Genomic DNA, 19,135 nt, shown 5'->3' with positions numbered 1-19,135 from the left:
TTTTAAGTGACGTTGGATATTAGCAATACAGGTAGTAAACTTTTGGATGATCTGAACACAGACTGTGGATAATAATCATGCAATTGTGTCTGATGCGAATGCCGTTAACGTTATCTATTTAGTGGACACGCTGATTAGATTTATCGTGCCGTTTAAACTTAAGCTAAGCGTTGATATTCGGTTAGAATTACGACTTGAAATTGCTATCTACGCTCATGAAGAAAAGGCTTTCCAATGACAGACAATTACGCGGTTTTCGGCAATCCCATTGCTCATTCCAAATCTCCGGATATTCATCGCTTATTCGCCGAGCAAACACAGCAAGCTATGAGTTACACAAAGCAGTTGGTTGAGCTAGATGAGTTTGAAAAAACGGTTACTGAGTTTGCCAGTCAAGGTGGTTGTGGTTTAAACATTACGGTACCGTTTAAATTGGAAGCCTTTGACTTTGCCGATGAATTAACTTCACGAGCACAAAATGCTGGTGCCGTTAATACGCTGTTATTTAAAGACAATAAGGTGATTGGCGATAATACCGACGGTTTTGGCTTAGTTTACGATATTACCGAAAATTTGGGCTGGTCTTTTTCTGGTAAAAAGGTTTTGATTCTTGGCGCCGGAGGTGCGGTTCGCGGTATTTTGCAGCCCATATTGGAACAACATCCTAATAACGTTTGCGTCGCAAATCGTACCGCCAGCAAAGCGGTTGAATTAGCAGAGCATTTTTCTAAATTTGGTTCTATTACGGGTTGCGGTTTTTCTGAAATCGAAGACTCATCGTTTGATATTATTATTAATGGCACATCCGCAAGTATTTCTGGAGATTTACCGCCATTACCTGAAAAGGTCGCAGATAACACTACTCACGCTTACGATTTAATGTACGGCAAAGAACCTACGGTCTTTATGAAGTGGGCAGCCTCTAAAAATTGCACTGCAATTGCCGACGGTTTAGGAATGTTGGTTTGCCAAGCGGCGGAATCGTTTTATTTGTGGCGCGGTGTACGACCAGAAACAAAACCTGTGATTACTTATTTACGTAATGCGTTAAATAGTTGATTGAATAACTTGTTCCGTTGAATTAACAACTATAAATCGTATTGGTAATTTATAGTTGTTAATTTTAACCATTCTATTCGTTAGGTTCTGCTAAGTACTCGTCTTTCAATTTTGCGTAATTTCCGGCGGTATATTTAAAGAAGGCTTTTTCTTTATCTTTTAACGGTCTTACTTGTTTGGCTGGCGAGCCCATGTACATGTAGCCGCTCTCCAATCGTTTTCCCGGTGGTACCAAAGAACCGGCACCAATAATGACTTGGCTTTCAACTATGGCACCGTCTAACACGGTGCAACCAATACCAATTAAGACTTCGTTGTGAATGGTACAACCGTGCAGGGTTGCACCATGACCAATGGTTACGTCATCACCAATAATCAGTGGCCAGCCGTCTTCGTTAAAAGGCCCGGCGTGGGTGATGTGTAAGGTGCTGTTGTCTTGCACGCTGGTGCGCGCGCCAATGCGAATTCTGTGCATATCACCGCGAATAACGGCGCACGGCCAAACTGAGCTGTCGTCGCCCAGCTCTACATCGCCAATAACCACGGCGGAATCATCAACAAAAACGCGTTCACCCAATTTTGGCGTTTTTCCTGCCAGAGTACGGATTGATCTTGGCATAGGTCACCCCCAACTTAGTTACATTCGATCATGGACTTTGAACGCTAGCATACTTCGCACTTTAGATTGCGTCGATTACCGTATAGTCTTATTCGCAATGTCAATCTTGAGGATTCACAATGAATAACCCAGCCAATACTGACAACCCTTTACTCAGTAATGCCGTTTTGCCACCGTTTGCGGATATCAAAGCCGAACACGTAGTCGAGGCAATCGATACGCTCATCACCCGTAACAAGGCATGTTTAGAAGATTTGTTGGCCGCTAACGACACACCCACCTGGGAAGGTTTGTTCGCAAAAATTGAATCCTTTGAAGATGACTTGAGTAAGGCTTGGTCACCCATCAGTCACTTAAATGGTGTGAAAAACAGCGCCGAGCTGCGTGAGGTTTACAATCAAGCATTAATGAAGCTCACCGAATACGGTACCGAGCTGGGCCAACATCAAGGCTTGTACGACGCCTATAAAAAGTTATCCACAAGTGATGCTTTTAATGCTCTCTCTAAAGCTCATCAAAAAGCTGTAGAAAACAGCTTACGTGATTTTACTCTGTCTGGAATTGGTTTACCCAAGCAGCAACAAGAGGCATTTGCCAACAACAGCAAACGTCTTTCGGAGTTATCCACACAGTTTTCTAATAACGTCTTAGATGCCACCCAAGCGTGGTTTAAACAATTAACCTCGGCAGAACAGCTCGCGGGTTTACCTGAATCTGCACTGGAACTCGCCAAGCAGGCCGCCAGCAGTAAATCGTTGGAGGGCTATGTGATTACACTCGATATTCCTTCTTACCTAGCGGTAATGACCTACGCAGACGATCGCGCGTTGCGTGAAGAGATTTATACGGCCTACTGCACCCGTGCGTCGGAGCTGGGCAAAAAGGCCGATGGCACCAGCGCCGCCGAATTTGATAACACCAACCTTATTTTAGAGACCTTAAAGCTCCGCCAAGAACGCGCTGAACTTCTAGGTTTTAGCAACTACGCGGAGCTTTCTTTAGCGCGCAAAATGGCGCAAACGCCCGAACAGGTTGAAGCGTTTTTATTAGACTTGGCCGATCGCAGCAAAGCCATGGCCGAACAAGAACTGCAAGAGCTGCGCGACTATGCGAGCAAGTCCGGTGTGAGCGAGCTGAAGCCTTGGGATGCGCCCTACTACAGTGAAAAACTCAAGCACGAACAACACGAAATATCCCAAGAAGCCTTGCGTCCGTATTTTCCAGCAGAGAACGTTATTAAGGGACTGTTTACCGTCAGTCAAAAGCTGTTTGGCTTAGAAATTCAAGAAGATAATACTGTTGCAACTTGGCATCCAGATGCCCGGTTTTACCGTGTTTATCGCAACATTGATGGAAAACCGCAAAACATCGCTGGTTTTTACCTAGACATCTATGCCCGTGAAAATAAACGTGGCGGCGCTTGGATGGACGAATGCCGAGTGCGACGCCACACTGGCGATGGCGTGCAACTGCCGGTTGCTTATCTAACCTGTAACTTCAACCCGCCCACGGCTAAGTTGCCGTCTCTGCTCACCCACGACGAGGTAACAACTCTGTTCCATGAATTCGGCCACGGCTTACACCATATGCTGACCGAAATTGATGTGGCCGCAGTGAGCGGCATTAATGGTGTTGCTTGGGATGCCGTAGAATTACCCAGCCAATTTTTGGAAAACTGGTGCTGGCACCCAGAAGTTATCGGTTTATTATCGGGACACTATGAAACCGGCGAACCCTTACCCAAAGATTTGCTCGACAAGATGCTCGCTGCGAAAAACTTCCAATCGGGTATGCAAATGCTGCGTCAAATCGAGTTTGCGCTGTTCGATTTACGACTACACTGGCATTACCCCGAACTGAACCCAGTTGATGTCGCAAGCGTATTAAACGCTGTACGTGATCGTGTTGCGGTGATGAAACCACCAGCATTTAACCGCTTCGAAAACAGTTTTAGCCACATATTTGCAGGTGGCTACGCCGCTGGTTACTACAGCTACAAATGGGCCGAAGTATTATCGGCAGATGCCTTTAGCCTGTTTGAAGAAAACGGTATTTTCGACTTTGAAAGCGGCCAACGCTTTTTAACGGAAATTCTGCAAAAAGGTGGCAGCGAAGACGCCAATACTTTATTTGTGCAATTTAGAGGTCGCGAACCTAATACAGATGCATTATTGCGGCACAGTGGCATAAAATAATAACTCTAGGAACCTCGGATTGCCTCATCCATGACGTAATCCGAGGACAGAAATTGAAAATGCGATTTCCAATTTTTTCACAATTTCAATGATTTGCAGTTCTTGAAATTAACGACACATCCTTGTGTCGCGGGCAACTCTAGGTTAATCAGAGTTGCCTCTATCAAAACGTGGGTCACTAGTTTTAAACGCTCGCTCTATAAGCAATATTTTTTTGGATGTAACCGTGGAAGAAAAACCTGTAAAACGATTTATTGCTGGCGCCGTTTGCCCAAAATGCGCGCAAATGGATCGCATTGTTATGTATAAAAAAGACGGCGGAGATTTTCGTGAGTGTGTTGAGTGCGGCTTTAACGACGAGCTACACATTCAACCGCAAGTTAGAGAGCTGGAAACCCGCGTAAATATCAGTAAAGAAACCATCGAGGCCGAAACTCAAGTCCTACAGTTTAAGCCAATTGCAAAAAACAAAGACGACTAAAACTATTTAGATGTGATAAAAAACCTCGATAATGGTTTTATCAGTAACATTGCACATTTTATAAAAAGCAGCGCACGATAAAAAATCGTCGCTGCTTTTTTATAATGTTTTAGATAAACAACTTTTGAAAAGTTAAACGCTAACAATTTCAAAAGTTTCTATTTTAAATTTAAACGTATTAGAAAATATTCATTAACCTAAACTTTCTATCGACACCTGAATATATCGGCGATTTAAAGAACGTTAGGTGATTGAAATTGTGAAGAAGTCGGAAAAGACTTTGTCAATTTCCGTCCTCTGATTAAATTGCGAACGCATTAATCAGAGGTTCCTTTAGTACGTAGTGTGGATATTTAATTTAGTACAAATATTTAATTTGTACCGAAAGGTCATCACCAAGACGTGGCCATTTATCAACGGCTTCGGCCAAAATATCTACAGGTACCGGCTGTAGTCGAGACACCGCCTCGCGCTCCAACTCGTGTTTACTCTCAAGGGCATAGTGCACCGCAAAATCCAGCTCATTGGCAAAGTCTTCGCCTAATAAATGATGAACGATTAAATTCGCCATCATCGTATCGGCTGGAATTAAGGGCTGCCCAACGTAACCGCAACAGCGATCGTTTAATTCTTCGAGTGTGCGATACGCTAAATAAGTTTGTGCCAATACCGAAACTAATTTACTGTCGGGATCGGTTACAAAATCGTCTTGCGTTAAAAAGTCTACGGCGATATTTAATAAAATACCCGTATACTCGTACACGTTAATACTTGAACTGATGTCGATGAACGCTTCTATACAACTGGGTAAAAATTCAAAGTACTGATCAACAAATTCCACCAGAGCTCGCTGCTGTTGCCCCTTCGGAATGTGAATCATCTTGTGCAAATTCTTACTGTGCTCAATTACCCACTGACCGAAAATTTTATCCGAGCCGACCTCAGAGCGAGCTTCACTCAACTTTTTGCGAAGATGAATTAATTTATCTTGATCCATAACAGCAACTACATGACCACCTTCTTGCCCTAAAAATAAATCTCCCTTTACGACGTAAAAGGTACACCCGGAAATAGACTTCTTATGATAACCAGTTCTCTTTATTTTCAAAGTTAAAGTCTTTTTATATAATTAAGGTGTTACTAATAGATTTTTTGGATCGTTCCTAAATTTATAGTTCACAAATCCCAATAAAGATATGCCTCTGAACACATTGAATAATAAAAATGCTAACCACAATCCATGATTGCCCAGTTCCCGACTTAACCACCACGCTGGAATAAAAATACAAAACGTACAAAATAGCATGCTGTTACGCATGGCGCCTGTTTTCCCCCAACCAATTAAAATACCATCCAAATGATAGGCTAAGAAAGAAAAAACGGCGAACAACAACAGCCACTGGTAATATTCATCTAATAGAATTAACACATCATTAATATTCGTAAAAAAATGTACGATAGGAATTTTTAGCAGCCATAACATCAGCGAAAAGAATAAAGCGGTCGCCAGCGCCCAAAAACCTGTTTTTAAACAGGCTTCTTTAAAAAGCTTAAGATTATTAGCACCAGTGGCACGACCAACCAATGCTTGAGCAGCGTGTGCGAATCCATCCAAACCGTAAGAAATAATGGCTACAATTTGCATAAGAATTGCGTTAGCTGCTAGGTAATATTCACCGAGACGAGCTCCTTGCGAAGTGAAAAATGTTATTACACCGAGCAAACACGCTGTTCGTATAAACAATTGTGAGTTTATTTGAATCAACTCAAAATATTTTTTTTGCACCGATAAGGCTTTTATCGATACAAACAATCTATTTGATATATTTAACCGTTTTAATACCGTGTAAATATAAATCAGGCCGAGTAAAAACCCGAGCACATCAGCAATGACACTTGCCCAGGCTGCACCTGTACTTTTTAGATCGAAACCAATAACAAAAATGTAATCAAATAAAATATTGATTAGGTTGATAAACACCATCAAAACTAAAGGCGTTTTGGTATTTTGAAATCCAATAAACCAACCAACTATCACAAAATTCATTAAAGTAAACGGAGCTGCCAATAACCGAATACTGGTGTATTCGAAAGCCCATTGGTAACTGTCTGGATTGGGATTAATTAACAACAACGCTGTCGGTAAAAAAGCCCACTGTAGTATCCAAATTAAAACAGAAAGGCCAATTGCTAAAACCGAACTTTGTAGTAAACAATCTAAAGCTGAATTTAAATTTTTGCTGCCGACGCTACGGGCCACTATGCCCGTTGTTCCCATCTTTAAAAAGCCAAAGCTCCACAGCAAAAATGTCAACAAGGTGGTGCCGCCGGCTACCGCGGCTAAATAGACAGGATCACCCAAATGACCAAGGATTGCCGTATCAACCACACCCAGCATGGGAATAGTTAGGTTACTTAAAATCATCGGCCATGCCAGCGACATAACTTGCCGGTGAGTGATACCAGATTCTTTCTCATTTAGCATCGCTTAGTTTGCATCTCGGTCGGTTATTTGATCCACATCAGATAATTTATCAGACAAAGGAATAAGACCCTTCATTTTCACCCAATTGGTAGATGACTCATTATGAGGTAGGCTTTGAGAGTTATTATCAAGCAATATTTTTGATATTGGAAGAATGAACTATAAATTAAATTTTTAATATCTTAATGGTATTAAAATAATCAACGTCAAGGATCAGAGACGTTTTTAACACTCAGAATAGATCTATATTGCTGACGATTGATTAAAATAAATAGTCATTTTAAAAAAGATTGCTTATAGCAAAAAATGATATGGAGATTCTGTTGCATTGCCGACTATTACTTTTTTATCAATAAAATTCTCTATAACTTCTTGAATAATGTCGGCAAATCATCAATAGCAAGATGCCTTGGAATTCTGTGATTAGCCCTTTCAAGATGTAATCGCAAGTTCATTGATTCTTCGATCAAAAGCTCATCTTATGACACTCAGCCTAATACTTATTACGCTGATATAATACTGAGTTATCTTCAATATCGCGCGTAGAGTAAAACGTGTAAATATTTACAACACGATTGCTTTTACTCCTTTATTTTTACCGTAAAACCGTTACAGGAATCTAGGATTTATTTTTCTATAATTTAACCGGAACACAGAGATTGATAATGCGACTATTAATTTCTTCACAATTTCAATCACTTACCTTATTTAAAATTGATAATTCGCAGGGTGTTGTTAAAAACGCGGCGTTAATCGGCGCACTCTTTACTTATTGGATGCTTAGCAGGATAAATTAGAAAAATGCTTTTCTAATAAACGTCTATATTAGAAAAGCAAATAATAATTTTTCTTTAATTTTATGATCGTTCGTTACTGTGATGGAAATATTTGTAATCATCCAATTATGTAGTAATCTATTATTTGAAGTAAGCGGAACTAAAACTATAGAAACCTCGGATTAACGAATTTATTGATTATTTAATCTGAGCGTAAATTTTCTAATACCATTATTTGTGAATTCGTTTTACTTTGAGTCTAAGGGCTCCGTGTTGCGATAACAGAACGTCAGCTGCTAAAACTAATGTGCATCTTGTTATTTTTGATCACATTTTTTGAAGATTAAAGACCTGAACACCCTATAAATATAAAGTAGGTAAGATAGGCTTGTGCCAAATAACAACAAACCTACTAAGATATTTCATAAAGCTGACCAATAAAGCGAAAATCTACGATATATAAGATTGAATCGCCGACTCTTTTAACCATAAAGAGAGCAACATCCTGCCTGCATTCGACTCAGCGGTAGATCACCAAAACATTCGATAATAATCAATTATAAAGTTGATGGAGATCTTGGCATGTTGCACATCGGGCCAAATAATCCGGCAAAGGCTTTTCATGCTTTTTATTTAGGAATAGCCGTTTCCACTCTTTGTTTTACTCAAAATGCGTTTTCATCCTCCTTAAATATGACCGAAGGTGTGACGTCGGTTAGTAAAGAAATATATTCATTGCACATGAATATATTTTGGTGGTGTGTTGCAATTGGTGTGGTGGTTTTTGGGGTGATGTTTTACACCATGATTGCACATCGTAAAGAACATGGTGCCAAAGCATCGAATTTCCATGAAAGTACATTTTTAGAAGTTCTTTGGACTCTCATTCCTTTTGTCATATTAATTGCTATGGCGGTTCCGGCTACCAGTAGTTTGGTAAAAATTTACGATACCGAAGAAGCCGATATCGATATTTTAATTACTGGCTATCAATGGAAGTGGAAATACGAATATTTGGGCGAAGATCTGAGTTTTTTCTCTAACTTATCAACGCCTAACAACGAAATTTATAATCGCTTAGAAAAAAATCCCAATTATTTATTGGAAGTCGATAATCCTCTTGTAATACCTACCGGTAAAAAAGTTCGCTTCTTATTAACATCGAACGACGTCATTCATTCTTGGTGGGTTCCCGATTTTGCCGTAAAAAAGGACGCTATTCCTGGTTTTATTAACGAAGCTTGGACTATTGTTGACGCTCCCGGAATATTTCGCGGCCAGTGCGCAGAGTTATGCGGAAAAAATCACGGTTTTATGCCAATTGTTGTCGAGGTAAAACCAGAAAATGAATTCAATCAATGGTTGAGTGAGCAGAAAGCTGTCGCAGCTAAATTAGAGGAATTGAATTCCACCACATTTACTTTTGAAGATTTGGTAACGCGCGGCGAGCAAGTGTATTTGAATAATTGCGCCGCTTGTCATCAAGCCAATGGCAAAGGTGTTCCCGGTGCATTTCCATCAATTGCCGGAAGTAAAATCGCCACCGGTGCGTTATCCGATCATCTCAATATCGTTATTTTTGGTAGTCAAAAAAACCCGGCAATGCAAGCTTTTGGTGCGCAACTCTCAGAAGCCGATTTAGCCGCGGTTATTACTTATCAACGCAACGCCTTTGGTAACAACATGGGCGATTCCGTTCAGCCAAAAGAAATTTTAGCGTTTAAACAAAATAATAAATAACACGCAAAAAATTGGAGAAAGTTCATGTCTCACGGTCCCGCAAAAGGCATTGGGCGCTGGCTCTTTACCACTAATCACAAGGATATTGGCACACTTTATTTGTGGTTTAGCTTTTCGATGTTTTTTATCGGTGGTTTTTTTGCTCTGGTCATTCGCGCCGAATTATTTGAACCCGGTTTACAAATAGTCGAGCCAGAATTTTTTAATCAAATGACCACGCTTCATGGCTTAATCATGGTCTTTGGTGCGGTGATGCCAGCCTTTGTGGGACTCGCCAATTGGATGATTCCCATCATGATTGGTGCACCCGACATGGCGCTGCCCAGAATGAACAACTGGTCGTTCTGGATTTTACCCTTCGCGTTTGCCATCTTGTTATCAACGTTATTTATGGAAGGTGGCGGCCCCAATTTTGGTTGGACCTTTTACGCACCGCTTTCTACGACCTACGCGCCACCAAGTGTAACCTTCTTTATTTTCGCCATTCATATTATGGGCGCGAGCTCCATTATGGGTGCCATTAATATTATCGCGACCATTTTAAATATGCGCGCGCCAGGCATGACGTTAATGAAAATGCCGTTGTTTGTTTGGACTTGGTTAATTACGGCGTATTTATTAATTGCTGTTATGCCGGTGCTAGCGGCTGTGGTTACCATGATGTTGATGGATATTCATTTTGGTACCAGCTTTTTTGATGCTGCCGGTGGCGGCGATCCGGTATTGTTTCAACACGTCTTTTGGTTTTTTGGCCACCCAGAAGTGTACATTATGATTTTACCGGCCTTCGGTATTATCAGTGCCATTATTCCAACCTTTGCTCGCAAACCTCTTTTTGGCTATGCATCAATGGTGTATGCCACCGCGTCTATCGCGTTGTTGAGCTTTATCGTTTGGGCACACCACATGTTTACTGTTGGTATTCCATTGGTTGGCGAATTATTCTTTATGTACGCCACCATGCTGATTGCCGTTCCCACCGGTGTAAAAGTCTTTAACTGGGTGACGACCATGTTTCGCGGGTCATTAACCTTCGAAACGCCTATGCTGTTTGCCGTCGCCTTTGTGATTTTGTTTACCATTGGTGGATTTTCTGGATTGATGCTCGCCATCGCACCGGCGGATTTCCAATATCACGATACCTATTTTGTGGTGGCTCACTTCCACTATGTTTTAGTGCCCGGCGCTATTTTCTCAATAACCGCTGGCGTTTATTACTGGTTACCCAAATGGACCGGGCATATGTACAACGAGCTGATGGGCAAAACCCATTTCTGGTTGGCATTTATTGGTTTGAATTTAACGTTCTTTCCAATGCATTTTGTTGGTTTAGCGGGAATGCCACGTCGTATTCCCGATTACGCATTGCAATTTGCCGATTTTAATATGATATCGAGTTGCGGCGCGTTCTTGTTTGGTGCCGCGCAGGTGGTGTTTTTATTTAACGTTGTAAGAACCATCTTCAGTAAATCCAAAGCCAGCGCCGAAGTTTGGGAAAAACCCACCGGGTTGGAATGGCAGCTTCCGTCACCAGCGCCCTATCACACCTTTACTAAACCACCTGTTATTCAATAGTACTTGGAGGTGACCACGGTGGATACACGCACAAAAATACTACTACTAAAAATAAATACCGCTGTAGTGGCAAGTTTTGTTTTTGCGTTTTTTGTGCTGCCGCCTTTATACGATGTATTTTGTGATATTACCGGCTTAAATGGTAAAACTGCCGGTCGCTATACAGTTGAAGACGACCGTTTTAATCAAATTGAAGATGCCAGAAATATTCATGTGCAATTTATTGCTAATAACAATGAATCTATGCCGTGGATTTTTAAACCGAGAGATTTTCAGGTTGAAACCATTGTTGGTAAATCAAAAACGGTTTTTTATTTTGCACAAAACCCTACCCTTAACGATATGGTTGGTCAGGCAATTCCAAGTATTTCACCTGCCGAGGCCGCCCGCTATTTTCATAAAACAGAGTGCTTTTGTTTTAACAATCAACCATTAATTGCGGGTGAGTCCACAGACCTTGCTTTGCAGTTTATCGTTGATCCCGATCTGCCCAAACATATTAAAACCATTACCTTGTCTTACACGATGTTTGACATTACTCCCGAGAAAAGGACGCAACTAACGTACAACTCTAATTAAGTGAGATTCCTATGGCTGTCACTAGCGTGAATTCTCCGTCCGATATCTATTACGTTCCAGAGCAAAGTAAGCTTCCTATCTTTGCATCTATGGGTCTTGCCAGCAGTGTGATTGGCTTGGCCTTGATTCTCAACGGCCATTCGGCCGGAACCATGGTACTGATGTGCGGTTTTACCGTTTTTGCCTTCGTATTGTGGTGCTGGTTTCAAGCCGTCATCACAGAAAATCTGGCCGGGCTGAATAACGATCAACTGAAATCTTCTTACGTTTGGGGAATGGGTTGGTTTATTTTCAGTGAGGTTATGTTTTTTGCGGCTTTTTTTGGCACCTTGTTTTATGTTCGTAATTTCGCCGTACCTTGGCTAGCGGGCGATGGCACTCACGATAATTTCACGAATTCCATTCTCTGGCCCGGCTTTGAACACACTTGGCCGCTAATGCAAACCCCAGACAGCGCAGTAAATGGCGATGCCGCCGCTATGCAAGGGCCGGATCAAAACATGGGATTATCCAGCGCCGGATCTATTTGGGGTTGGTTACCTTTTTGGAATACGGTTGTACTTTTGACATCAAGCATTACCGTACACATGGCTCACACCGCCCTAAAGTTTGGGCATCGTAAACCTTTTTATTTATGGCTGGGCGCTACCGTTGTCTTGGGCGTAGTTTTTTTAATATTGCAAGCAGAGGAGTATATAGAAGCTTATCACCACATGGGTTTGACACTTAGTTCCGGTATTTATGGCGCCACCTTTTTTATGTTAACGGGGTTTCACGGCGCTCACGTCTTTTTAGGCACGTTTATGTTGTTGGTCATGTTTTTGCGTGCAACTCTAAAAAATCATTTTGACGCCAATAATTGTTTTGGTTTTGAAGCTGCAAGTTGGTATTGGCATTTTGTCGATGTGGTTTGGCTGTGTTTATTTATTTTTGTTTACGTGCTGGCTTAATTTTTGATGGTACTTTCATTAACCGGTTTAATTTCCCACGGAGCATGGCTATTTAAACGCCCCGTGTAATAACCAATAAATACTGTCACTAATAAAGCAATTGTTAATACTAATCGGATTGCCAAAGTAAAAAGTACTCGCTTTCTTTCGGGAAAATGACGATCGATGAAAAGCGACATCAAAGCTTTGGACAAGCTTAAAACAATAAGAAATAACAGCACAACGATGATTAACTTAAATGGATTCATTAGTAATTACTTTTCGTTAATTTTTAATATTTATCGTCAGAAATTGAAGTTCTTAGCATTTTTTTACGATTAATCGTTCAAAATAAAATAATTGATCTACGCTTAGTAAGCGATATCAAAAAATAGAATGAATATTGTATTTTATACATTTAATAGCTTTGTTTTTGGAATTAGTGCAATTGATTCAAACCAGAAGAACCTATTAACGTTTATGTGTTTGCGCTTTATAAATAGAATCTAAAATCTCTATCTATTTAATCTTTAAAAATTATTTATATCTATAAACAATTTATGCAAAACTGCTTATTGGATATATAGTAACCGCACAAACACATAATAATAAAGAAGTCGCCCGATAGCCTCCGAAATAAATTAGTAATAACTTAAGTTAGTTTTAGAGGTTTTTGGCGTCAAGAGAGAAGCATATGATTCATAGCCTCCATTTAGATCAAATTAAATTTAATACTAATTTTGCCTCCGTCGCTGTCTTTTCTGTCTTTGTTGTTCTATTTTTAATATTAGGAATTTGGCAAATAAATAGAGCCATCGAAAAGCAACATTTAGAAAACCAGTTCCAAAAATTCGACATGTTATCGCCGGATCATCCTTATTCATTAAAAGAGTTATCACCAACGGAATTTCAAAGCGTTTCTTTAGATGGATATTTCGATTTCGAATCTGCTTGGTTTTTAAAAAATCAGGTGATCCGCGGTGAATATGGGTACGACGCTTTAGTACCGTTTGTTACAAGAGATAAGATTTCAGTATTGGTAAATCTGGGTTGGATAGCGGGTCATCCGTCGCGAAATCCAAGTACAGAACAACTTTTAGCGCTCATGAATCAAAAAGGTTTGTTGAATACTAGCAACTTTAGTGTGAATAGAACGACCATCGAAGGTAAGTTTCGCGCACCGCTGAATTTACCTTTTGTAGATAACCTATATGCCGGTGAGCCTATGGCCACTGATTCATATACGATTAGTCCTACTACGTCGATTCTGGAAATTACACCAACAAGCTTTCCTTATCAGAACTTGTTGAGTAATTGGTACATTCAGATTTCACCACAGGATTCCCACGCGCTGAGAACACATTGGCAAGTGAGTAATATGCCTCCATCAAAACACATTGGTTATGCAATTCAATGGTTTGCGATGGCGATTACCGTTTTTATTGCCTTTACCCTAACACAGAGTAATTTCTCGCAATGGTGGCACAATGAATTCCATGGACATTTCCGTTGAACACGAACGTCGTTCCTACTTTACCGCGTTATTGTTAATTTTTACGGTGCTCGGTCCAATGGTCGGTGCTTACCTGATTTACAGCACCGGCTCGGGAATTCCTGAGGCTACTGTTAACAAAGGTGATTTGCTGTTTCCACCGGTTAACGTAAGTCATCTACCTATTGATAACTCTGGCACGGTTCAAACACTGCTGCCAAGTGAAGCCCAAGAAAAACGTAAATGGCGGCTCGTTATCCCTGTCAGCAGCAGTTGCGATGAAGCCTGTATGGGCAATTTGTACACAACCCAGCAGGTGCAAAAACGCCTAGGCAAAGATGCTAATCGTCTTGAGCGGATTTTGGTTTTGCTTGAACACGGTAAAACAACGGAAAACAATCTAAATACTGAATCTGACGCGAGTGTTGTCGATCAACTATCACTGCCACAACATTATTTTAATAATTTGCAGATTGGCTCTACCGAACTGAATGAATGGCATCGCTACTTTAGTGATACCAGTGCGCTCAACAGCTTTCAAAATGACTCGGTTATTTTGGTCGATCAAGAAGGTTTTGCCATGATGTCCTATGCAAAGGGTTTTCAAGGCAATGATTTGCTGGATGACTTAAAACGCTTATTGCGTTATTCCTACGAATAAAATCTGGCATTCAATAAAGTCCTTCCAATGCTGTAAGAAAATGACCAATAATTCACGCAAGACTAACTTTGAATAAATAATCGGTTTCAGTTCGTGCAAACAACTGTCGCCAATCTCAAGAGCAGTCAGTCATTGAAATTAAGAAGTAATTGGAAATCGCACGTTCGATTTCTTTCCTTCGGTTAAATGTCTATTGAGTTAATCGTAGGTTCGTTAATAAATGTACCATTAGAAGTTCAAATAGAAGTTCCTGTAAGAAGTTCCTGTAAGAAGCTCCTGTAATAGTTTCACTAAGCATTCTCCAACAATAACAATGATAAAGGCTTAGTCATGACATTCTCGTATAAGTCACAGAATTCCTCTTTTTTTCCAGCAGATTCGCATGACTTAAGTAAATCCGCTAATGCAGATATACGGTGGCAGTTATCTCAATCAAAACTGCTGCTACGAATTACATCGGCAGCATTATGTTTTGCTTTTGTGGTGGTGTGCTTGGGTGCGTTTACGCGATTAGTTCACGCAGGTTTAGGTTGTCCTGATTGGCCCGGTTGTTACGGTCATTTAACTTGGCCGGATAGTCACCACGAAATTGCCGCCGCAGAACAAGCTTTTCCGGAATCACCCGTAGATACGTCTAAAACCTGGCCGGAAATGGTTCATCGTTATGCAGCCAGTATTTTGGGCTTGCTGATTTTAATCATCGCCGTTGTGTCGGTAAGAGTCCGATTAAAAAAAATCGATTCGTCTCACCCTTTTTGGTTGCCACTGGGTTTGTTGGTTCTGGTTATTTGCCAAGCATTGTTTGGTATGTATACCGTAACGCTTAAACTCTGGCCGCAGGTCGTAACGCTGCATCTTTTGGGCGGTTTTGCCACGGTGAGTTTGTTGTGGTTGCTAGCGTTGCGTCTAAGAACGCTTGTGTACATTGGTAGGCAAAAAACCGCAGAAAAACCTATAGAGAACACGATCACCTCGACTTCAAAATCTTTACAGCCTCGTTCGCTTGGGTTTATAAAATCCTTGTCTTGGTGCGCTGTTGCAGTGGTTTCTTTTCAAATTGCACTCGGCGGTTGGACTGCCTCAAATTACGCGGGCTTTGCATGTCACGATTTTCCGACCTGTCAAAACCAAATTATTCCGAACATGAATTTCTCAGAAGGTTTTAATCTTACGCAATCTATCGGCCCAAATTATTTGGGTGGCTTGTTGGAAGGCCCAGCGCGTACGGCCATTCATGTTACCCATCGCATCGGCGCCGCAGTTACATTATTTATTGTTTTGGCTCTGGCAATTACGTTATTACGAAACACGTCATTAAAAAAATCGTCTTATTTTTTAATGACTGTTTTAACGATTCAACTTGTTCTTGGAATCAGCAATGTTCTTCTGGCAATTCCCTTAACAATCGCGTTACTGCATAACCTTTTTGGCGCAATACTGTTACTAACCGTGATTTATGTGAGTTATCAATTAATTTCTATAAACAAACAGACGCTAATCTCTAAAAGCATCAATAATTAAATTCGTAAAAAATAGACAACAGCGGTTTAACTTTAGGCAAAATACTTTTTAAAACTGCATGTCTTAAAACTTTGCCAACAAGAACATAATAAATAGAGGCATATAGATGAGAGTTACTAGCACACGCGCGGGCTTTTTATTTACGTCACTTAATTGGCGTGACTATCTAGCGCTTTGCAAAATAAAAGTGGTTATTGTGATGTTAATAACTTCTGTCATTGGAATGTTATTAGCGTCAACGTCGTTTGTGGGTCTTTCGGTACTTTTTTGGGGAAATTTAGGTATAGCCCTGTGCGCTTGTGCAGCGGCTGCGGTAAATCACGTAGTGGATCGCGAAATTGATGCAAAGATGTCACGTACTCACAAGCGTCCCGTTGCCAGCGGTAAGGTTCCCGCACTGAACGCGTTATTATTTGCCGCTTTATTAACGTTGATTGGCCAAACCGTATTGGTGGTTTTTGTCAACGAGCTAACCGCTTATCTTACATTGGCATCGTTACTTGGTTATGCCCTCGTTTATACTCTATTCTTAAAGCGAGCAACACCGCAAAACATTGTTATTGGCGGTATTGCTGGTGCCGCGCCTCCGCTTTTGGGTTGGACGGCCGTTACTAATTCTGTTGATGGCGGCGCGCTTTTATTAGTACTGATTATATTTGCCTGGACACCACCACATTTTTGGGCTTTAGCTGTTTATAAACGCGATGAATATGCCAAAGCCGGTGTTCCTATGTTGCCGGTAACCCATGGCATTCGTTACACCAAATTGCATATTTTATTTTATACCTTGATTTTATTTGCGGTGTCTTTACTACCGTTTAGTACACAAATGTTTTCTTGGATTTATTTATTTGGTGCTGTTATTTTAGGACTTGGCTTTTTACTCTATGCGCTAAAATTATTATTTACTACAGACAATAAAATAGCGCTGTCTACTTTTAAGTATTCAATTAATTATTTGCTTATTTTGTTTGTGTTTATGTTGCTGGATCATTACCTACTCATCTAATTTTAGAGGTGTGTCATGGTGAGTCGTACTATTTCTTCCGAATCAAAGATTACTTTTGATAAAAATTCTGTCACCCAGAATAAAAACATCGAAGATTTGGAGGTAGAAATAAATTCTTATAACGAAGAAAACCCGTTTTCAGAAGAAGGCAACGGCGTACAAAACCGAATCTGGTTTAATGTATTTTTATCGTTTTTTTTTATGGCATTGGTGCTGCTGCTTTTTTTAAACAAATTCGCCATGTCGCGAGACAGTGCCTCGACACCGGTTTTGAATTTGGATATAGAAGGTTTAGTGCTAACTCAATCGCCCAAGCTTTTAGCCATGAATCCGTTAGTCGATAAACACGGTGCGGTAGTAACCGCGGATATTTGGCAGGGACAATGGGATTTATTATTTTTTGGTTTTACTCATTGCCCGCACATTTGCCCAACGACCTTGGCCGAGTTAAACAGAGCCAATAACAATTTACCCAGTACAATTCAATCGCAAGTGAATGTTCATTTCGTTAGTGTTGATCCAAAACGCGATACGCCGGAGCGAATTAACACTTATCTTGATCAGTTTAATCCTAATTTTTACGGATTAACCGGAGATTTTATTGACCTGAAAATTTTTGCCGACAACGTCTTTGTACCATTTTTGAAAAGTCCACAAGATGTCGGCGAACCGGACTCGAATGTGTACAACATCGATCACGGTGGTCAGGTTATTGTTGTTGATCCCAAAGGGCGTTACGTGGGCTATTTTCAAACGCCCATTAAATCGAACATTATTGAAGAGTCGTTACCTAAACTGATCGCTGCTTATCGCTAGGATTAAAACTGGTACGGCCGCGGCAGGCCTTCTGGTTGGCGACGGTAACGCTTGTATTCCCATTGATATTGTTCGGGCACCACGTTTACACACAGCTCTACAGATTTATTCAAACCCGCTACGGCCACGGCGGGATCTTCACTGTAAATATCGGTGTGGGGTTCTTTAAAGATAATTCGGTAGCCACCTTTTATACGCTTAGCAAAGGCCATCATCACCGCTGCGCCGGTTTTCTGTTGCAGCTGGCGTATTAAGGTCATAGTTAGGGCCGGTTTACCAAAGAAGTCGGCAAATTCACCGCCGCCATCGAGTGGTAATTGATCGGGTAAAATACCCACGGTTTCGTTGTTCTTCAGCGCCTTCATTACCTGCATAACACCACGGCGATCGGTGGGCGCCATTTTCATATTAATGCTGCGCGCACTTTTGATCATGGCATCCATGGCCGGAAGTTGAACCGGTTGATACATGGCCGTAACTACTGGGCAAAAAATTCCCAAACAACGCCCCATAACCTCCCAATTACCAAGATGCGGGCCCAGAATAATCAGGCCGCGCTCATCATTAACGTGCTGTAAAAATCTTTCTTTGTTTTCGACTTCTATAAAGTGCTTTTCGAGCCAAACGTCGTCTCGCGTCCAAATTTTGGCAAGTTCGGTAAAGGTGCGCGCCGATTCAATCACACTCTGTTTAGATAAGGCCAGTTGCTCTTGGCTTGATAACCCAGGGTACGCATAACCAATGTTTTCTCGTGTGACCTTGGCCGCCGAACCGTTAGTTGCCCATAAAAACTTACCGACCAAACCGCCTAGCGCGCGCAAGGTTGATAACGGCAAGATGCTCAATGACTTATAAAGAGCCACAGCGATATTGCCTTTAAGATCAATAGCGGCTGAATCATCTGTGGCGCGGTTGCGGCGATTACGACGGCGATTCGAATCTGCCTTGGTATCCGACGATTTGATGTTCGACGACTGAGCTTCGGATGACGGGTTTTCGGGCCCTTGGGCCATAGGAATTCCTTAATCAACTGACTTATAGGTGAATGAACGCGTTTCGCGAGCAGTATTTCGCGCGAAGACTAGCGCAAATGCCTAATTTGACTCAAATTTTAATGCTTTTACGGCAAATTTTAATTGCTGGGTGAGAAATCAGCCTAGGACGTCTATAATCCGCCCTCAACTTTTTTTGCCAATAA

At 41.1% G+C, this 19,135-nt stretch carries 17 protein-coding genes; 12 read left to right on the top strand and 5 right to left on the bottom strand.

Annotated elements, in window-relative coordinates; genetic code table 11:
- Positions 1-234 precede the first annotated feature (234 nt).
- Positions 235-1,059, top strand: coding sequence for a shikimate dehydrogenase (gene aroE, locus ACYQ28_RS06685; protein ID WP_460048991.1), 825 nt, complete (start codon positions 235-237; stop codon positions 1,057-1,059).
- Positions 1,060-1,132: 73 nt separating this feature from the next.
- Here the strand turns inward: aroE and ACYQ28_RS06680 are convergent, their stop codons facing one another.
- On the bottom strand, positions 1,133-1,678 hold the full coding sequence (locus tag ACYQ28_RS06680; protein WP_460048990.1) for a gamma carbonic anhydrase family protein: 546 nt from the start codon (positions 1,676-1,678) through the stop codon (positions 1,133-1,135).
- Positions 1,679-1,797: 119 nt separating this feature from the next.
- On the opposite strand from ACYQ28_RS06680, the gene prlC reads away from it, so the two are divergent.
- Both prlC and ACYQ28_RS06670 read left to right on the top strand, forming a co-directional pair.
- Complete coding sequence (prlC, locus tag ACYQ28_RS06675) at positions 1,798-3,873, top strand: oligopeptidase A (RefSeq protein WP_460048989.1); 2,076 nt, start codon at positions 1,798-1,800, stop codon at positions 3,871-3,873.
- A 226-nt stretch (positions 3,874-4,099) separates the two neighbouring features.
- Positions 4,100-4,354, top strand: coding sequence for a YheV family putative zinc ribbon protein (locus tag ACYQ28_RS06670; RefSeq protein WP_460048988.1), 255 nt, complete (start codon positions 4,100-4,102; stop codon positions 4,352-4,354).
- A 358-nt stretch (positions 4,355-4,712) separates the two neighbouring features.
- On the opposite strand, the gene ACYQ28_RS06665 is transcribed toward ACYQ28_RS06670, so the two are convergent.
- Together ACYQ28_RS06665 and ACYQ28_RS06660 are read right to left on the bottom strand one after the other, a co-directional pair.
- Positions 4,713-5,462 (bottom strand): hypothetical protein, encoded by a 750-nt coding sequence (locus ACYQ28_RS06665; RefSeq protein ID WP_460048987.1) that lies wholly within the window; start codon positions 5,460-5,462, stop codon positions 4,713-4,715.
- Between the two features lie 21 nt (positions 5,463-5,483).
- Positions 5,484-6,839 carry an MATE family efflux transporter gene (locus ACYQ28_RS06660; RefSeq protein ID WP_460048986.1) on the bottom strand — a complete coding sequence of 452 codons (1,356 nt, stop codon included), beginning with the start codon at positions 6,837-6,839 and terminating at the stop codon, positions 5,484-5,486.
- A gap of 1,358 nt (positions 6,840-8,197) precedes the next feature.
- Between ACYQ28_RS06660 and coxB the strand changes: the two genes are divergently transcribed.
- The 4 genes from coxB to ACYQ28_RS06640 are packed head-to-tail and all read left to right on the top strand — an operon-like array spanning position 8,198 to position 12,459.
- Positions 8,198-9,355 (top strand): cytochrome c oxidase subunit II, encoded by a 1,158-nt coding sequence (coxB, locus tag ACYQ28_RS06655; protein ID WP_460048985.1) that lies wholly within the window; start codon positions 8,198-8,200, stop codon positions 9,353-9,355.
- Positions 9,356-9,379: 24 nt separating this feature from the next.
- On the top strand, positions 9,380-10,930 hold the full coding sequence (gene ctaD / locus ACYQ28_RS06650; protein ID WP_460048984.1) for a cytochrome c oxidase subunit I: 1,551 nt from the start codon (positions 9,380-9,382) through the stop codon (positions 10,928-10,930).
- An 18-nt stretch (positions 10,931-10,948) separates the two neighbouring features.
- A complete protein-coding gene (locus tag ACYQ28_RS06645; RefSeq protein WP_460048983.1) occupies positions 10,949-11,509 on the top strand; it encodes a cytochrome c oxidase assembly protein in 561 nt (186 codons plus the stop codon).
- 11 nt (positions 11,510-11,520) lie between these two features.
- Positions 11,521-12,459 (top strand): cytochrome c oxidase subunit 3, encoded by a 939-nt coding sequence (locus ACYQ28_RS06640; RefSeq protein WP_460048981.1) that lies wholly within the window; start codon positions 11,521-11,523, stop codon positions 12,457-12,459.
- Here the strand turns inward: ACYQ28_RS06640 and ACYQ28_RS06635 are convergent.
- Positions 12,456-12,707 (bottom strand): DUF2909 domain-containing protein, encoded by a 252-nt coding sequence (locus ACYQ28_RS06635; RefSeq protein ID WP_460048979.1) that lies wholly within the window; start codon positions 12,705-12,707, stop codon positions 12,456-12,458. The two genes, ACYQ28_RS06640 and ACYQ28_RS06635, sit on opposite strands and share 4 nt — an antisense overlap.
- A gap of 425 nt (positions 12,708-13,132) precedes the next feature.
- On the opposite strand from ACYQ28_RS06635, the gene ACYQ28_RS06630 reads away from it, so the two are divergent.
- The 5 genes from ACYQ28_RS06630 to ACYQ28_RS06610 all read left to right on the top strand — a co-directional run bounded on the left by ACYQ28_RS06630 (position 13,133) and on the right by ACYQ28_RS06610 (position 17,937).
- On the top strand, positions 13,133-13,951 hold the full coding sequence (locus tag ACYQ28_RS06630) for an SURF1 family protein (RefSeq protein WP_460048977.1): 819 nt from the start codon (positions 13,133-13,135) through the stop codon (positions 13,949-13,951).
- On the top strand, positions 13,926-14,591 hold the full coding sequence (locus tag ACYQ28_RS06625) for a hypothetical protein (protein WP_460048976.1): 666 nt from the start codon (positions 13,926-13,928) through the stop codon (positions 14,589-14,591). Before ACYQ28_RS06630 ends, ACYQ28_RS06625 begins: the two co-directional genes overlap by 26 nt.
- Positions 14,592-14,921: 330 nt before the next feature.
- Positions 14,922-16,112 (top strand): COX15/CtaA family protein, encoded by a 1,191-nt coding sequence (locus ACYQ28_RS06620; RefSeq protein WP_460048975.1) that lies wholly within the window; start codon positions 14,922-14,924, stop codon positions 16,110-16,112.
- A gap of 106 nt (positions 16,113-16,218) precedes the next feature.
- Complete coding sequence (gene cyoE / locus ACYQ28_RS06615) at positions 16,219-17,121, top strand: heme o synthase (protein WP_460048973.1); 903 nt, start codon at positions 16,219-16,221, stop codon at positions 17,119-17,121.
- 15 nt (positions 17,122-17,136) lie between these two features.
- Positions 17,137-17,937, top strand: coding sequence for an SCO family protein (locus ACYQ28_RS06610; protein WP_460048971.1), 801 nt, complete (start codon positions 17,137-17,139; stop codon positions 17,935-17,937).
- Positions 17,938-17,939: 2 nt separating this feature from the next.
- Here ACYQ28_RS06610 and ACYQ28_RS06605 read toward each other — a convergent pair whose 3' ends face one another.
- Entirely contained in the window at positions 17,940-18,950 is a 1,011-nt protein-coding gene (locus tag ACYQ28_RS06605) for a lysophospholipid acyltransferase family protein (RefSeq protein ID WP_460048969.1), read from the bottom strand.
- Positions 18,951-19,135 lie beyond the last annotated feature (185 nt).

The organism is Sessilibacter sp. MAH1 (genome assembly GCF_054658315.1).
Note: the sequence above shows the minus strand (reverse complement) of the source record. Positions and strands in the feature narration are given on the sequence as shown.

Bases quoted from the DNA above. Each gene is read 5' to 3' on its own strand.
- aroE (WP_460048991.1), top strand. From the start codon at position 235: ATGACAGACAATTACGCGGTTTTCGGCAATCCCATTGCTCATTCCAAA.
- ACYQ28_RS06680 (WP_460048990.1), bottom strand. From the start codon at position 1,678: ATGCCAAGATCAATCCGTACTCTGGCAGGAAAAACGCCAAAATTGGGT.
- prlC (WP_460048989.1), top strand. From the start codon at position 1,798: ATGAATAACCCAGCCAATACTGACAACCCTTTACTCAGTAATGCCGTT.
- ACYQ28_RS06660 (WP_460048986.1), bottom strand. From the start codon at position 6,839: ATGCTAAATGAGAAAGAATCTGGTATCACTCACCGGCAAGTTATGTCG.
- coxB (WP_460048985.1), top strand. From the start codon at position 8,198: ATGTTGCACATCGGGCCAAATAATCCGGCAAAGGCTTTTCATGCTTTT.
- ctaD (WP_460048984.1), top strand. From the start codon at position 9,380: ATGTCTCACGGTCCCGCAAAAGGCATTGGGCGCTGGCTCTTTACCACT.
- ACYQ28_RS06640 (WP_460048981.1), top strand. From the start codon at position 11,521: ATGGCTGTCACTAGCGTGAATTCTCCGTCCGATATCTATTACGTTCCA.
- ACYQ28_RS06635 (WP_460048979.1), bottom strand. From the start codon at position 12,707: ATGAATCCATTTAAGTTAATCATCGTTGTGCTGTTATTTCTTATTGTT.
- ACYQ28_RS06630 (WP_460048977.1), top strand. From the start codon at position 13,133: ATGATTCATAGCCTCCATTTAGATCAAATTAAATTTAATACTAATTTT.
- ACYQ28_RS06625 (WP_460048976.1), top strand. From the start codon at position 13,926: ATGAATTCCATGGACATTTCCGTTGAACACGAACGTCGTTCCTACTTT.
- ACYQ28_RS06620 (WP_460048975.1), top strand. From the start codon at position 14,922: ATGACATTCTCGTATAAGTCACAGAATTCCTCTTTTTTTCCAGCAGAT.
- cyoE (WP_460048973.1), top strand. From the start codon at position 16,219: ATGAGAGTTACTAGCACACGCGCGGGCTTTTTATTTACGTCACTTAAT.
- ACYQ28_RS06610 (WP_460048971.1), top strand. From the start codon at position 17,137: ATGGTGAGTCGTACTATTTCTTCCGAATCAAAGATTACTTTTGATAAA.
- ACYQ28_RS06605 (WP_460048969.1), bottom strand. From the start codon at position 18,950: ATGGCCCAAGGGCCCGAAAACCCGTCATCCGAAGCTCAGTCGTCGAAC.